The 16,569-nt window shown below is 33.2% G+C and carries 14 protein-coding genes and 1 other annotated feature; all 14 genes read left to right on the top strand.

The genetic code is table 11. From position 1 onward, the window contains the following. Positions 1–8: 8 nt before the first annotated feature. The 14 genes from FYJ58_RS01905 to FYJ58_RS01840 all read left to right on the top strand — a co-directional run bounded on the left by FYJ58_RS01905 (position 9) and on the right by FYJ58_RS01840 (position 16,528). Entirely contained in the window at positions 9–767 is a 759-nt protein-coding gene (locus FYJ58_RS01905) for an HAD hydrolase family protein (RefSeq protein WP_154516455.1), read from the top strand. Positions 768–857: 90 nt separating this feature from the next. Then, complete coding sequence (locus FYJ58_RS01900) at positions 858–1,259, top strand: hypothetical protein (protein WP_154516452.1); 402 nt, start codon at positions 858–860, stop codon at positions 1,257–1,259. A 14-nt stretch (positions 1,260–1,273) separates the two neighbouring features. Beyond that, on the top strand, positions 1,274–2,323 hold the full coding sequence (locus FYJ58_RS01895; protein ID WP_154516449.1) for a hypothetical protein: 1,050 nt from the start codon (positions 1,274–1,276) through the stop codon (positions 2,321–2,323). 20 nt (positions 2,324–2,343) lie between these two features. Further along, a complete protein-coding gene (cdaA, locus tag FYJ58_RS01890; protein WP_154516446.1) occupies positions 2,344–3,228 on the top strand; it encodes a diadenylate cyclase CdaA in 885 nt (294 codons plus the stop codon). Then, positions 3,206–4,603 (top strand): CdaR family protein, encoded by a 1,398-nt coding sequence (locus FYJ58_RS01885; RefSeq protein ID WP_154516443.1) that lies wholly within the window; start codon positions 3,206–3,208, stop codon positions 4,601–4,603. Before cdaA ends, FYJ58_RS01885 begins: the two co-directional genes overlap by 23 nt. 23 nt (positions 4,604–4,626) lie before the next feature. Beyond that, entirely contained in the window at positions 4,627–4,908 is a 282-nt protein-coding gene (locus FYJ58_RS01880; RefSeq protein WP_154516440.1) for an HPr family phosphocarrier protein, read from the top strand. Positions 4,909–4,976: 68 nt separating this feature from the next. Beyond that, positions 4,977–5,251, top strand: a binding site (T-box leader). Positions 5,252–5,299: 48 nt separating this feature from the next. After that, positions 5,300–6,967 (top strand): 2-isopropylmalate synthase, encoded by a 1,668-nt coding sequence (gene leuA, locus FYJ58_RS01875; RefSeq protein WP_154516437.1) that lies wholly within the window; start codon positions 5,300–5,302, stop codon positions 6,965–6,967. Positions 6,968–7,204: 237 nt separating this feature from the next. After that, positions 7,205–7,984, top strand: coding sequence for an ABC transporter permease (locus tag FYJ58_RS01870; RefSeq protein WP_154516434.1), 780 nt, complete (start codon positions 7,205–7,207; stop codon positions 7,982–7,984). A gap of 14 nt (positions 7,985–7,998) precedes the next feature. Next, positions 7,999–8,742: an ABC transporter ATP-binding protein gene (locus tag FYJ58_RS01865; RefSeq protein WP_328597774.1), complete on the top strand. Its 744-nt coding sequence runs from the start codon at positions 7,999–8,001 to the stop codon at positions 8,740–8,742. 57 nt (positions 8,743–8,799) lie between these two features. After that, complete coding sequence (tagD, locus tag FYJ58_RS01860) at positions 8,800–9,210, top strand: glycerol-3-phosphate cytidylyltransferase (RefSeq protein ID WP_154516431.1); 411 nt, start codon at positions 8,800–8,802, stop codon at positions 9,208–9,210. A 32-nt stretch (positions 9,211–9,242) separates the two neighbouring features. Beyond that, a complete protein-coding gene (locus FYJ58_RS01855; protein ID WP_235912528.1) occupies positions 9,243–10,424 on the top strand; it encodes a CDP-glycerol glycerophosphotransferase family protein in 1,182 nt (393 codons plus the stop codon). Between the two features lie 49 nt (positions 10,425–10,473). Then, on the top strand, positions 10,474–13,080 hold the full coding sequence (locus tag FYJ58_RS01850) for a right-handed parallel beta-helix repeat-containing protein (protein WP_154516428.1): 2,607 nt from the start codon (positions 10,474–10,476) through the stop codon (positions 13,078–13,080). Between the two features lie 101 nt (positions 13,081–13,181). Then, the gene (locus tag FYJ58_RS01845; protein ID WP_154516425.1) at positions 13,182–14,603 is read left to right on the top strand and encodes a polysaccharide pyruvyl transferase family protein; all 1,422 of its coding nucleotides are present in this window, start codon (positions 13,182–13,184) and stop codon (positions 14,601–14,603) included. Positions 14,604–14,740: 137 nt separating this feature from the next. Further along, positions 14,741–16,528 (top strand): CDP-glycerol glycerophosphotransferase family protein, encoded by a 1,788-nt coding sequence (locus tag FYJ58_RS01840; RefSeq protein WP_154516422.1) that lies wholly within the window; start codon positions 14,741–14,743, stop codon positions 16,526–16,528. Positions 16,529–16,569 lie beyond the last annotated feature (41 nt).

The raw sequence follows: 16,569 nt of genomic DNA, 5'->3' as shown, positions 1-16,569 counted from the left end.
GGATAAATATGGTTGTATTTCATTGCGATTTAGATAATACTTTAATTTATTCGTATAAACACCCAATAGAAGAAAAGAAAAAATGCGTAGAAGTTTATCAAGGTCGGGAAATTTCTTTTATGACCAAAAAATCCAATGAGTTGTTAAAACAAATTTGTAAAAGGATATTGTTTGTACCGACCACGACCCGAACAATCGAACAATATAAAAGGATTAATTTGGGAATTGACGAACCGGAATATGCTTTTGTTTGTAATGGCGGGATACTTTTGAAAAATGGAAAAAGCGACAATATATGGTATAAAGAATCATTAAATTTGATATCAGACTGTAAAATGGAGTTGAAGAATGCAGAGTCAATGCTTGAAAGGGATAAAAATCGGTGTTTTGAATTGAGAAATATTGAGGAATTATTCTTATTTACCAAAAGTAGTTTTCCATGTAAGACAGTAGAACTTTTAAAACAAAATCTAAATACAGATTTAGTAGATGTATGTAGTAATGGCACGAAAATTTATGTTATACCAAAGAAATTAACGAAAGGAAATGCGGTAAGGCGTTTTAAAGAAAAAATTAATTCTGAATTGGTAATTTCTGCTGGTGACAGTGAGTTTGATCTTTCGATGTTGGAAGAAGCAGATTTGGGAATTGCCCCACATCAATTAGGAAGGTTATCTATTTTAGACGAAAAAATTATTACACTTTCCCAATTACAAATTTTTTCAGATGAACTGCTCTCTTATATAATAGAAAGATTAGAAGTATAATAAGCTTAAAAATTTTCTTCACTATCAAAACAATGTGTGCTATACTAGTTATAAGTGAGTATGCCTATCGGTAGAAAGTGAGGTGTGACCGTGTTAAATGAAAAGAAGATTCGTATTATGAGTCGATTAGCCAGCTATGAGAAGAAAGAAAATCAAGAAAATTTTAAACGGTTTGGTTATTATAAATCGGACTATATACGATATAATTTGTTGAAAACTATAGTGAGTGTTACAATTGGGTATATACTTATTTTAGGTCTATTGGTTTTTTACAATGCAGAATTTTTGATTACAAATGCGGCAACACTGAATTATAAAGCAGTGATTGGAAAAGCACTGGCAGTCTATTTAATTTTACTTATTATATATATAATTGGAACAATTGTTATGTATTCTTTGAAATATGATAAAGCCCATAAATTTGTGAAAAAATATTTTAGAATGCTTGGTGTACTCCGTAAGTTCTACAAAGACGAGGCAGAACAAAAGTAGGAGGGCAAGACAGGATGATGAATCTATTGGTAATCAAAGAGCAGCTTCGGAAATTTTATTCCAAAGCGGATAGCTACCTTAATCCTGCGATAAAGTTTATATCGACATTATTTATATTTTATATGATAAATACCCATCTGGGGTTTAACCCAAAACTGACACAGGTTAACATAATGGTAATTGGTTCTTTTGTGTGTGCATTTTTGCCAGTTTCATTTATCAGTTTAGTGACAGGGATTGTTGCAGTGTTACAAATATTTTTTGTTTCTAAAATATTGGCAATTGTTGCTGCCGTTATATTGATTATTATGTACTGTATGTTTTTGCGGTTTACTCCTAAATATAGTTTTGCAGTACTGGCAATTCCGATTCTATTTTTACTAAAAATTCCTTACTGCATTCCTATCTTACTCGGGATGATAGGAACGCCAATTGCAGTTCTACCTGTAAGTTGTGGAGTTGTTGTGTTTTACCTGTTTTCTGCAATTAAGGAGAGTGTACTTGCGACAAATGGCAATTCAGTAGAGGATATTTTCAATGTGTATCGGATTGTAATAGATAGTCTGGTCAATAACAAGGAAATGCTTTCAGCAATACTTATTTTTTCTGTTGTTATGCTTGTGACTTATATTGTAAGGAAGCAAAGCTTTGATCATGCATTTGAAGCAGGAATTGTCGTAGGAACTTGCGTAAGCATTATTGGATTTTTAATTGGAGGATTAGGCTTCGATATATATAAAAATATTGGATCTATTGTTATAGGAAATGCAGTAAGTGGAGTATTAGTTTATATTATCTGGTTTTTTCGACTTAGTCTTGACTATACAACAGTTGAAAAATTGCAGTTTGAAGACGATGACTATTACTATTATGTAAAAGCGGTTCCGAAAATGGCAATTACAGCACCAGAAAAAAATATAAAAAGAATTAATCCACAAAAGACAAATGAAAATACAATGAATCTTCAAGATGTGATTCAAAAGGGATACAGTCAGGATGAAATATATCAAAATCGGGAGTTAGAAGATGATTTTGATGAGAATAATTTAGGAGAAAGAAAATAGAAAAGATAATTGGAGGCAGTATGGACATCATTAAAACCTTTTTTGAAAAATATCTGACGGTAGTATCACTGCCTAAGATAACAGTTATTGATGTTTTAGAAATATTAATTATTGCATTTGCACTTTACCATATTATTATCTGGGTGAAAAAAACACGAGCCTGGATGCTGGTAAAGGGTATTATTGTGCTTTGTATTTTTTGTATCATTGCAATTGTTTTGGATATGAGTGTAATTTTGTGGATATTTAAAAATACAATTGGTGTTGGAATTACTGCAATTATTATTGTATTTCAGCCAGAGCTCAGGAAGGCGCTGGAACAACTTGGAAGAAAGAATTATATATCCTCAATTATTCCATTTGATGACCAGAAGGATAAATACGAACGGTTTTCAGACCGGACAATTAGTGAGATTGTAAGGGCTACATTTGAGATGGCTAAGACAAAGACAGGGGCATTGATTGTAATTGAGAGAGATATTGATTTAAACGAATATGAGCGGACAGGGATTATATTGGACTCGGTAATTAGCAGTCAGTTGTTAATTAATATATTTGAACATAATACGCCCCTCCATGATGGTGCAATTATTATAAGAGGTAATCGAATTGTTGCGGCTACCTGTTATTTACCGTTGTCAGATAACATGGAATTGAGTAAGGATTTGGGAACCAGACATCGTGCCGGCGTCGGAATCAGCGAAGTGACAGACAGTATTACAATTATTGTTTCCGAAGAAACTGGTAAAGTGTCGATTGCTTCCGAAGGTGTATTAAAACGCTCTGTTGATGGAGAACAGTTAAAAGAATATCTTACCCGTTATCAGAAAAAGAAAAGTGCTGATAGTAAAAAAATAAAATTATGGAAGGGAAGAAAGAAGAATGAAAGAAAAGCTGATGAATAACCTAGGCATTAAACTTTTATCAATACCACTTGCCGCCATAATTTGGATTATTATTATTAATATTGATGATCCTGCGATAACAAGACCTTTTTCAAATATTCCGATTGAATTTCTTAATGAGGATGCAATTTCTTCCTTGGGTAAAGTATATGATGTAGAAGAGGGAAATACGGTAACTGTTACGGTGAGAGGTAAACGAAGTGTATTAGATAAAATTAAATATACAGATTTACAGGTTACTGCTGATTTAACACAAATGACACCATTTAATAAAATTGAATTGGTAGCGAGTTGTCCTAAATTTGATTATGCAAGTTTAGAGTTTACGGTAAAACCTAAAATGCTGACAATCAATATGGAAGATAAAGAAACAAAGCAGGTAAAAATAAATGTTGAACAGATTGGTGAAGCCGCAAGCGGGTTTTCTGTCGGAACTGTTGAGGCAAAACCAAATTTGATTGAAGTATCAGGTGCTAAATCAGTTGTGAATAAGATAGCAGAAGCAAGAGTTGTAGTAGATATTAATAATGCATCTGCAAGTTTTAAAGAAGATCAATTAATACCAAAGGTATATGATGAAGAGGGAAAGGAAATCGATTCTTCAAGACTTAAATTCAGTTCCTCTTCGATTTCGGTAAAAATAAATGTACAGCGTACAAAAACGGTTCCAATTGAGGTAAAGACAGAAGGAACAGCCGGTCAGGGATATATGGTCATGAAAACTGACTTTGAACCGGGGCAGGTTGAGATAACGGGAGAAGACCGTGTCCTTCAAACGATTTCTTCTATTCCGATTATAATAAATGTGAATAATGTGAAAAAGAATATTGAAAAAGAGATTGATTTAAAGGAATATCTTCCTGAAGGCATATCAATTGTTGGAAATATGACATCAATAGCTGTCAAGATAACCGTTGAGAAGCTTGTTACAAAAGAAATATCATTTACGGCAAGCGACATTGAAACAAAAAATGTTCCTGATGGAATGGAATTTTCTTATGGTAATTCGAATAAGATTTATAAAGTGAAGGTTATGGGGCTTGAAGATGTTGTAAGTAAGTTGACAGCTTCTAAACTGGGGGCATATATTGATTTAAATAATCTTGGAAAAGGAAAACATGTAATTGCGGTTAAATTTGAAGAAAATGAGAATTTTGAAATTGTAAGTACACCTACCGTATCAGTTATGTTATTAGCAGATGAAGATAACGGTTTTTCTTCCGATGATAAGACAGAACCTCCAGAAGAGACCGCTGAACCCGAAAATAATACAGATGAAAATGATATTGATTCGATGGATAATACAAATAATAGCAATAATCAAAATACTTCAGATGATGATAAGACAGATGTGGAGGAAAGAACAGAAGAATAGTAGCTATTATAGGAGGCGATTGTATGGTTAATCAACGTGTAACTGTAAAAAATCCAAAAGGACTTCACCTTCGAGTTGCAGAAAGATTTTGTGGATTAGCAATTGAATACCCATGTTCTATATTGATTCAATCGAAAAATGCGAAGCTTAATGGAAAGAGTATACTAGGAGTATTAGGTGCATGTGTGAAGCAGGGCGATGAGATTAATATCATCTGTGAAGGAGAGCGTGAAAAAGAAGCACTGGATGCATTAATTTCGCTTGTTAAAAGCGGATTAGGAGAAGTAATAGAAGAAACAGAATAATCTGAAAAAAGAATTGACATGGAAAAGAAATTCGATTATTATAATATCAATATTAAAATTGATAAAAGATAAAAGCGATGAGAAGGAATAGTAAGTTTTTTTGCGCATTCAGAGAGTCGTTGACCGGTGAAAAACGATTGCAGGAAAAAACTGAACTCGCCTTTTAGCAGTTTTTCTGAACCGTTAGAGAGTCAAAAGTTTTGATTTTAATAGCAGTAGGAAAAGACGGATCCTGACCGTTATCAGACAGGACAATATAAGAAGATACTTGTATTGGGTGAGGGTATACATAAAGTATAAACTAGAGTGGTACCGCGTAAGAATATAGTCTTTCGTCTCTAATAAATTGGAGACGAGGGCTTTTTTTTTGAAGAAAATAGGAGGGTTTGCGATGTTAAATTATGCGAGATACAAAAAAAATCCAGTTATAAGCTTGTCAGAACGTCAATGGCCAGATAATCAGATTGAAAAGGCACCGGTATGGTGTAGTGTTGATTTACGTGACGGAAATCAGGCATTGATTGAGCCAATGGTTGTAGAAGAAAAAATTGAATTTTTTCAAATGCTGGTAAAGCTTGGATTCAAAGAAATTGAGGTGGGATTTCCTTCAGCCTCGCAGATTGAATATGACTTTTTAAGACAGCTTGTCGAGCGGAACTTAATACCTGATGATGTCATTGTACAAGTATTGGTACAATGTAGGGAACATTTGATAGAACGAACATTTGAAGCGTTAAATGGAGTAAAAAAAGCAATCGTTCATATTTATAATTCGACCTCTGCTTTACAAAGAGATGTTGTCTTTGGAAAAAGTAAAGAAGAGATAAAAGAAATTGCAATTGAGGGAACGAAGCTGGTAAAGCAGAAAATGAAAGATTTCGAAGGAAAAATTATATTAGAATATTCACCTGAAAGCTTCACAGGAACAGAAGTGGATTATGCATTGGATGTCTGTGAAGCTGTACTGGATGAATGGGGTGCAACAAAAGAAGAACCAGTTATTATAAACCTTCCGGCTACCGTGGAAATGAATACACCAAATGTATATGCAGATCAGATTGAGTGGTTTCATCGTCATTTGAAAAACAGAGAAGCGGTAATTTTAAGTGTTCATCCTCATAATGATAGAGGTTGTGCGGTTGCGGCAGCTGAACTTTCCTTATTAGCAGGAGCAGACCGAATCGAAGGGACGTTATTTGGAAATGGAGAACGAACAGGAAATGTGGATATTTTAACAATCGCCTATAATCTGTTTTCTCAGGGAGTGAATCCAAATTTAAATTTAGAAAATATCAATGAAATTATAGAAGTTTATGAAAGATGTTGTAAAATACCGGTTCATATTCGCCATCCATATGCGGGAAAACTAGTTTTTACGGCGTTTTCAGGTTCTCATCAGGATGCAATTAATAAAGGTATTAAAGCCATGAAAGAAAGAAATCAGTCATATTGGGAAGTGCCATACTTGCCAATTGATCCAGCAGATGTAGGACGGAAGTATGAACCAATTGTGAGAATCAACAGTCAGTCTGGAAAAGGTGGTGTTGCATTCATTATGGATTCCTGTTTTGGCTTTAAGCTTCCAAAGGGGATGCAAAAAGAGTTTGCAAAAATAATACAGGAAATTTCAGAAAAGCAAGGTGAGGTAGCTCCGGAACAGATTATGGAGGAATTTAAAAAAGAATATTTAGAAGCAAAAGAGCCGTTTCATTTCTGCCAGTGCAAGATAGAAGAGAAAATGGACGAAAATAACCGGGAAAGCACACATATTACAATCTTGTATAAAGAAAATGGAATTGAAAAAACATTAGAAGGAATTGGAAATGGTCCGATTGATGCGGCACAGAAGGGAATTAGTAATATAATTAGTAGAAAATTAAAAGTATTAGATTATAATGAGCATGCCCTACAGTCAGGATCAAATGCACAGGCTGTTACTTACATCCATTTATTGGATGAAGAGAATGGAAATGCAATCTATGGTGCAGGAATAAGCTCTAATATTACAAGGTCTTCTTTGCGGGCATTATTTAGTGCAATCAATCGTTTGAATAAGTAAAAAAGAACAAAATAATTAAGATTTTATAACGTGAACTTTAGAAAAATTTATTTTTAAAGTTCACGTTTTAATGAATATTCTAATTGCCTTAATATCCAATACTTAGACTGGACATTTGTTTTGTTTTTGGCTTTTTTAGTGTATTTACTTCGTTTGACTAATATAATCAAATATGATATAATAACCCCGCCTGACGGCAAAGCTAAAGTGAAACGGGAAGAAAGATGGAGAACAGAGATGAAAAAATATCTAAATAACTTTATGAAATACCGGTTTTTACTTCAAGAATTGGTGAAAAAAGACATAAAACTGAAGTATCGACGGTCTGTACTTGGACTTGTCTGGACCTTATTAGAGCCACTTCTTAATATGTTGGTACTTTGGGTTGTATTCTCAAAATTATATGCAAAAGATGATGCCCTGTTTCCGGTTTATATTTTAACCGGACGCTTAATGACCCAATTCTTTTCAGGTGCTACAAAATCTGCGATGAAATCAATTCGGACAAACAGTGGTATGATTAAAAAAGTATATGTACCAAAGTATATTTATCCATTATCATCCGTATTATCAAACTTCGTGACATTTTTACTGTCACTTATTGTTTTAGTTGGAGTTGCGGCTGTATTACATGTAAAACCAACTATTTATGTATTTGGAGCAATTGTTCCGATTGTTTTATTGTTAATCATGAGTTTGGGTTTTGGATTAATTCTTGCTACGTTAGCGGTATTTTTCCGTGATTTGGAATATTTGTGGGGAGTATTTTTAACATTACTCTTTTATGCGTGTGCAGTATTCTATTATCCTTCCCGAGTAATCAAGAATGGATTTGAGTGGATTTTCAAAGTTAATCCATTATACTGCCTAATCCAGAACTTTAGAAATACGGTTATGTATGGACAGGGATTTGATATGTATGCTTTAGTATTTTCAGCAGTCATAAGTTTTGGAAGTTTGATTATAGGTGTTTACGTATTCTACAAGAATCAGGATAAATTTATTCTGAATATTTAGCAGGAGGCACAAAAGTGGGTAAGAAAAATGTGGCATTAAAAGTTGAAAATGTAAGTATGCGTTTTAACCTTAGTGCAGAAAAAGTAGATGATTTAAAGGATTATGTGATTAAATTTATAAAAAGAGAATTACGTTTTCAGGAATTCTGGGCATTGAGAAATGTTTCTTTTGAACTTCAGAAGGGAGAACGGCTTGGAATTTTAGGATTTAATGGGGCAGGAAAGAGTACATTATTAAAAGTAATTGCAGGTGTGTTAAAGCCAACCGAAGGCTCTGTTAAGAAGAAAGGGAAGATAGTACCTCTTTTAGAGCTTGGTGCCGGTTTTGATAAGCAATATACAGGAGCGGAAAATATATATTTATATGGAGCAGTTCTTGGATATTCCAAGGAGTTTATACGGGAAAAATATGATGAAATTGTTGAATTTTCTGAGTTGGGCGATTTTATCAATGTACCATTAAAAAACTATTCTTCCGGTATGAAAGCAAGACTTGGATTTGCAATTGCAACTGTAGTAGAACCGGATATTTTAATTTTAGATGAAGTATTATCTGTTGGTGATGCAAAATTCCGTAAAAAAAGTGAAAAGAAGATAAGAGATATGTTTGACCGAGGTGTAACTGTGTTATTTGTATCTCACTCTTTAGAACAGGTAAAACGTCTTTGTGATAAAGCAATTTTGCTTGATCATGGAAAAGTACTGGCAGAAGGGTCTGTCGAAGAGGTTAGTAAGTTGTATGAGCAGAGGATGAAATAATAAATATTTTTGTTTTTAGATATATGTATAGGATATCAGAAAGAAGGAAAAATAATTATGAAAAAAGTTATAACTTATGGAACCTATGATTTGCTACATGTCGGACATATTAATTTGCTCCGTAGGGCAAAGGAGTTGGGAGATTATTTATTGGTTGTGTTATCAACGGATGAATTTAATGCTCTAAAACATAAAACGGCCTACCATTCTTATGAAGACAGAAAAATGATATTAGAGGCGATTCGTTACGTAGATGAGGTAATACCGGAAGTTTCATGGGATCAGAAGATAAAAGATGTTGTAGATAATGATATTGATATCTTTGTTATGGGACATGACTGGGAAGGACAGTTTGATTTTCTTAAGGATTATTGTGAAGTGATTTATTTACCTCGAACCGAAAAAATATCAACAACAAAGATAAAAAATGACCTAAGACGTGGAGAGATGAATCATCATTCGAATTAAAATTAAATGGAAGAGGACAGGGGGATATTAAAATGAAGAAACAACTGAAAAAAGCAGCAAAATCTGTTATGTTATTTTGCTACCGAATCATGGCGAGTCTTCTTCCAATTGACAAGAAAGTAATTGTATTTAACAGTAGTATGGGAAGAAATTATACTGGTAACCCGAGATATATTTATGAATATATGGTTGAAAAAGGTCTTGATAAAAAATATCAGTGTATATGGTTTTTTGAATCGCTTCCAAAAGAACTACCAGGAAATTATAAAATTGTTCGTTTTAAACGGATAAAATATTTTTATTATATGGCAATAGCTAAAACATGGGTGTTTGATTGTAGACAGCCAGATTTTTTAGTTAAGAAGAAAAACGTAACTTATATTCAGACATGGCATGGAACACCACTCAAAAAGTTAGCACTTGATATGGATTCGGTGTCTATGGCAGAGGATAAGGACATTGAGAAATATAAAAATAAATTCTATCAAAATGCACAAACTTGGGATTATTTGATTGCTCAAAATGATTTTTCAGCTAAAATATTTCGGAAAGCATTTGGCTTTGAAAAAGAAATGCTTACGATTGGTTATCCGAGAAATGATATTTTAATCCGTAATAATACGAAGGAATACATTGAATCATTAAAAAAAGAATTAGAACTTCCAATGGACAAGAAAATAATATTATATGCACCAACTTGGCGTGATAATGAATTTTATGGTTCGGGACGTTATAAATTTAATCCCCATATTGATTTCGAACTGTTAAAAGAACAATTAGAGGATGAATATTGTATTATTGTTAAATATCATTATTTGGTAAAGGATTTAGTGGATTGGAGTCCATATAAAGGCTTTATTTTTGATTGCGATTTAAATTATGATATTTCTTTATTATATTTAGTATCAGATATTTTAATTACAGACTATTCTTCTGTTATGTTTGACTATAGTATTTTAAAACGTCCTATGTTATTTTATTGTTATGATTATGATAATTATAAAAATAATTTAAGAGGATTTTATTTTGATTTTGAAAAAGAAGCTCCTGGTCCTATTTCATATGAAACAAAAGAATTAATTCAGGATATACTGCATTATGATGAGGCAAAATATATAGAAAAGTATTCTGCTTTTTCTAAAAAATATAATGAAGTTGAGTCAGGAACAGCATCGGAAAAGATATGTAAATTAATTGAAGAAACAAGTAAATGAGGATAAGTAGAAACAGGATGACAAGCAAGAGGGTAAAGAAGGTAGTATAATGAATAGAAAAACAATGGAAAAAAAGAAAATACCGGCTTTAAGGATAATGCTAGTAGTTATTATGTTAATCGTAGGGAGTGCATATATGTCGATTCAAACTATGTCTGTTACTGCAAAGGCAGGCGTTAAGGATAAGAGTTACGATAGAACCACTTCTGCAAATATTAATTATATTGTAAAAAAGGCACAAGAGGGATTAGATAACAATAAAGTAACAGGGATAGGGCTCCCTGTTTTTCCTAATTATTCAAATATGATTACAATTAATGTAATGGACGATCCTTATTATGCGGATAATACCGGAAAAAAAGATGCTGCAGATGCATTGCAGTGTGCATTAAACGAAGCAAAAGTAAATGCATCAGACCAGGTTCAATATAAAATTGTAATTCCAAAAGGAACGTATGCGATTAGTAAAGCACTTCATATATATAGCAATACATGGCTTTGTATGGATGAAGATGCTTCTATTGTAAGTACGACAGGAAAAAGTTCAATGATAATGGGTGGTAATACAAAAGAGATTAATACAGAATACAACGGAGTTCATAATGTAATTTTAGAAGGCGGTACATGGGATGGCAATATGAAAAAATTTGCCGAAGACTCCAGCTATGAACATTCCTTTATCCGATTTGGTCATGCCAAAAATATTTTGATTAATCAGGTGAAAATTTTAGACAATTATAATGGTCATCATGTTGAGCTTTGTGGCGTGCAGAATGTTGCGATTACAAATTCTTATATGAGTGGCTATAAGGGAAGTAAGAACAAAGAGGCAATACAAATTGATATTACACATAGCAGTAGTGTAGCAAGCGGTTATCGTGCCTATGATGATACAACCTGTGATAATGTAGTAATTTACAATTGTGAATTTGAAAATCTTCAAAGAGCAATTGGAACACATTCAGCAGTAATTGGTGAGTACTATACGAATATCTTAATTGCCAATAATCAGTTTAAAAATGTAGCGAAACAGGCGGTTTATGGATTGAACTATAAAGACTGTATTATTGTAGACAATAAGATTACTGAGTCTGGCGAGGGAATTAATCTCAAATATTGGACAGGAACTGCCAGCTATATGATGCCGGTTGGTAATATTTTAAAACCAAAAAAAGATGCGGCTAATATTGTTATTCGTAATAATGCCATTTCAACAGTCGCCAAACCGGATATGAGTGCCGGTTACGCAATCTTTTTGTGTGGAGGTGTCAATACAGGAGGTATTTTCCCAGTTGGCGATTACTATATGGACAATATTTATGTTGACAATAATACAATTGATACTGCTTATGATGCAGGAATTTATTATAAATATGTCAGGGACAGTGAGATTACGAATAATACAGTTTCAGAAATAAGGAAGAATCATGCAATTAATGCGACAGTATCGAATGGAATTGCATTGAGAAACTGTTCCGGCTGTAAAGTAGAAAATAATGTTTTAAATGGTTCTGAGTCTAACGGAATTGCGGTATATTATTCTCAGCTTGGCAGTATGGAGGATATTGGAAATGAGATTACGAATAATGAAGTGAAGGATTATAATAATATTGGTATTGCATTAAAATATTCTTCTGCTCAGATTAGTAAGAATAAGGTAACCGGAACAGAGAAAAATAAATATGGAGTTTATTTGGATTGTTCATGGTCAAAGATTATGAATAATGCGATTCAGGATAATAAGAAAAACGGAATTTTATTACAAAATTATTCTAATGCAGAAATTACAGATAATGCATTAAAGAACCAGGGATTGGATATTAATATTCAGGTAGGATGTACTTCAAATATATCCTCGTTAGGGTTTCGTAAGATTAATACCATCTATAACAGTGATTCAAGTATTACGGGGCAGAGTGCCAGTGGTGGGAAAATAGAAGTATTCTTAAAAGATGAAGAAATTGCGTCAAACCAGACGGTTGAAAGTGACTTTTCTTTGGGAATTACACCACTTAGTTCGGGACATACATTAGATTTGACGTTGACCGATGAAGCAGGTAACAAATCTTACAGTTCAGCTAAGATAATAACCGCTTTTGAAATACCCCAGTTAAAGGAAGCAGTTGCACTTTCATATAATGAAATCCAGGTTAACTGGACTCCGGTTCCGTTTGCAGAAGGCTATTCTATTTATCGCAAGACACAGGATGGAAGATGGAGCAAAATAGCGAAAAAGCTTGGTGGAACTAGTTCAAGTTATATTGATAAGACAATTAATACAGGTGAAGTATATTATTATACAGTTAAAGCCTATGACGCTACCAATGAGAGTGAATGTGATGAGTCCGGAGTATACGCCTATAGTGAGCTGGATGAATGTCTACTAAATGATGCTTTTTCTGAAAAAGAGGGTACAGCAAAAATCACATGGGAAACGGTTCCGGGAGCCACTGGTTATCGAATCTACCAGCAGGATGAATATGGTGACTGGATTGGTATAAAAAATGTAAAAGGTCAAAATACAAAATCCGTAACGTTGAAGGGATTAGAAAGCGGAGAATATTATTCCTTTACCGTCAAGGCATATCGCAAACAGGAAGGAAGTACATGTTGGAGTTCATTTAATCAGGAAGGACAGATGGTTGAAGTAAAATAAGACTAAATGAAGAAGCAGCAGGAATAATTGACTTTTCAAATAATATTGCTTATAATGACCTAGTAATAGGAGTTAGTGAAAGGAATTTAAGGAGGACATAAATGAAACGAATCTATATAAGGGCGGGATTATCACCATTGGAAAACTTGTCGCCTTTGCAGATACTGAAGGGGAATTCGATTGGAGATAATGTTGGTAACCTTATTTATGCTTATAGTGCTTTTCGTTCCTTGATGGTTGATGAAGATACAGAAATAGTAGCAAATCATTATAAAGTAAATCCTAAAGATGCAGAAAAAATTAATGAAGAATATGATTGTTTTGTCATTCCTTTGGCAGATGCGTTTCGAAAAGATTTTATGCCGGAAATGCGAAGAACGACAGAACTAATTAAGAAGCTTACTATACCATGTGTAGTAGTCGGAGTAGGGCTTAGAGCTCCATTTGAACCTAAGTTAAACCAGTCATTTGAATTTGATGAAGATGTCAGGGAATTTGTGAAGGCAGTTTTAGACAAATCTGCGATAGTAGGAGTAAGAGGAGAAATTACATCTGATTATCTTACAAAATTAGGATTTCGTGAAGGAATTGACCATACGGTAATTGGATGCCCTTCTATGTATATGTTTGGAAAGGATTTGAAGGTTCGCGATTTAAATCTGACGACAGATTCTATTGTTAGTGTGAATAATTCAGTTATGTCACCTAACAATGTACAGAATTTTTTAGAGAGAAGCATGATGCAGTTGCCAAATCATTATTATTTGCCGCAACGTATTGATGAGCTTCGTCTGTTGTATGCTGGTACTCCATATTCCCATGTACAGAAGCGTCCAACCTATCCATGCACATTGGATGCCCGCCTTTATGCAGAAGACAGAGTTAAGTTTTTTAATAGTGCTGTTACATGGATTGATTTTTTAAGCAAAGTAGATTTAAGTTTTGGTGCAAGACTTCATGGTAATATAACAGCCATTCTTGCCGGTGCCCCTGCATTATTAATTCCTCATGATGCGAGAATGCGTGAATTGACAGAATATCACAATATTACACATGTATGGGCAAAAGATATTAAAGAGGATACCAATCTTTTTGATTTGGTTCAAAAACTTGACTTTAAACAGGTATTAAACGGACATGACAAGAGATTTGAACATTATGTTGATTTCTTGAATAAAAATGGTTTAGAACATATTTTTAAAGATGGTGTAAATCCGGATGAGGCTCCACTTGATAAAAAAATGAAAGAACTTGATTTGTATGAACCAATTAAGTCTATTCGGAATTGCAGTTTAGATGAGATGATTGAACGTTGGAACAATTATTATCCAACTTATAATCGTAATTTAGCTAAGATGAAAGAAAGAGTATTAAAAGCAGAAAAAGAGAGCGCTGATTATAAAAGAAAATTACAACAGGAAGAAAAACGTGTGAAAGAATTAGAAAGGGAATGTGAATCCTGTTCTATTAGCAAAAAAATGGCACGTTGTATTTCTTATGCAAAAAATAAGATAAAAAAATAAGCTGATAATAGAAGGTTCCTCCATTCTTACAATGTACTTTCGAGAGGGCATCATAACAAATGAATGCCTTGTAGAATGGGGGAATGTTTTTGTGGGTAAATATTTCTTAGAATTAGCACGTAAGAAGGAGAAAGACGTTGGAAAGTTATAGTTTAAAGATATTAGAGCTGTTTCGCAAAGGTAAGATGCTTAATATCAATTTGAGAGTAAACTGTCCTTATGACCCAAAGGTTAGAAATCCAAAGGTTACAGTTATTTTTAGTAATGGAGTAGAAACAAGAAGATTGCCAGTGATTGTACAGGCATATTTTCCAAATGAAGATTTGAATGAATGTACGATTTTTGCAAAGTACAATTATAATTTAGAATATTTGTTTTTTAATACACCGGTAAATAAAAAAATTGATTTTTGGTTTGAATTTACGTATGGCGATATTGTAATTGATTCTATGGAATTTCGAATCAGCCGTGATGTAAAATTAGAAGAAGAGGAAGATGATAAAGTATATAATATATATACATCTGATGATAATAAAATTTTTACATTTGAATTACTGGAAGATCAAACAGAAAAAACTACAACTGGGATTGTAAAAAGTATTCAGAACTTTGTAAAAGGACTATGGACTTGTATTTTAGTTGTATTGTCAGTACCTTTACTTCCTGTTTATTTTGTAGAAAGTGTATTGGCATTAATCGGATGTGCAAAAAAAGCTCCTAAAAATAAAAAGTGGGGACCATTAAAGATTCTTTTCCATATGCGTTGGAGAGTAAATCGTTTTACTCGCAAGAACTTTGGTATTACAGACAGTAAAATAAAAACGCTTCATACTGCTTTTAATGTGTGCAGTAAGCTTCCAATTAAGCAAAACCGAGTTGTATTTATATCAAATAGAAGAAATGATTTAACAGGTAATTTTGAATTTGTTTATAATATCTTAAAAGAAGATAAAACGTTAGATATTCGATTCCTTTTAGATGACAGTGAACCAAAACGGATGAGTTATTGGCATGTATGGCTGTATGGCTATTATTGTGCTACATCCAAGGTTATTTTAGTAGATGATTTTATTTCTCTTATTTATAAAATACCTAGAAGAGAAGGAACAACAATGATTCAGCTTTGGCATGCCTGCGGTGCATTTAAGACATTCGGATACAGCCGTTTAGGAAAGCCGGGTGGACAAAAGCAGAAGAGTCCTTCTCATAGAAATTATGATTATGCAATTGTAAGTTCAAAAGAAATTTCTAAGTTTTATGCAGAAGGTTTTGGAATCTCTTTGGAAAAAGCAGTTGCAACAGGAATACCAAGAACAGATATTTTCTTTGATGACAATTATAAGAAAAAGGTTCAGGAGCAGTTTTATTCCAATTATCCACAGCTTAAAAATAAGAAGATTTTATTATTTGCACCAACCTTCCGTGGAAAAGGTAAACTGACGGGATTTTATCCGGTCGATAAGTTTGACGTTGTTCGTTTATATGAAGAGCTGAATAAAGAGTATGCTATTATTATCAAACATCATCCATTTGTACAAGATAGAAATGAGATACCAGATGAGTATAAAGAATATATTATTGACATGTCAGATAATTCGGAGTTAAATGATTTATTGTTTGTATCTGATTTGTTGGTTACGGACTATTCATCTGTTATTTTCGAAGCTGCATTGCTAGATATTCCAATGTTGTTTTTTGCATATGATTTGCAGCGTTATATTGCTACAAGAGGTTTTTATTATGAATACGAGAAGTTTGTTCCAGGTAAAATAGTAAGAAGCTTTGGACAGGCAGTGACTGCAATAAAGCAGGAAGATTTTGAAGCCGAGAAAATTAAGGCATTTAAAACAAGATTTTTCGATGATTTAGATGGGAAATCTTCCGAACGGACTGTAAAACTTATTTATGATTCATTAAAGAAGTAAAATATAAATATGTAATTTTTATGCCGTTTATACGGCGGAAT

It is taken from the genome of Velocimicrobium porci (genome assembly GCF_009696045.1).
GTDB classification, from domain to species: Bacteria; Bacillota; Clostridia; order Lachnospirales; family Lachnospiraceae; genus Velocimicrobium; species Velocimicrobium porci.
The sequence above is the reverse complement of the archived record's forward strand: the minus strand, read 5'-3'. Positions and strand labels throughout refer to the sequence as shown.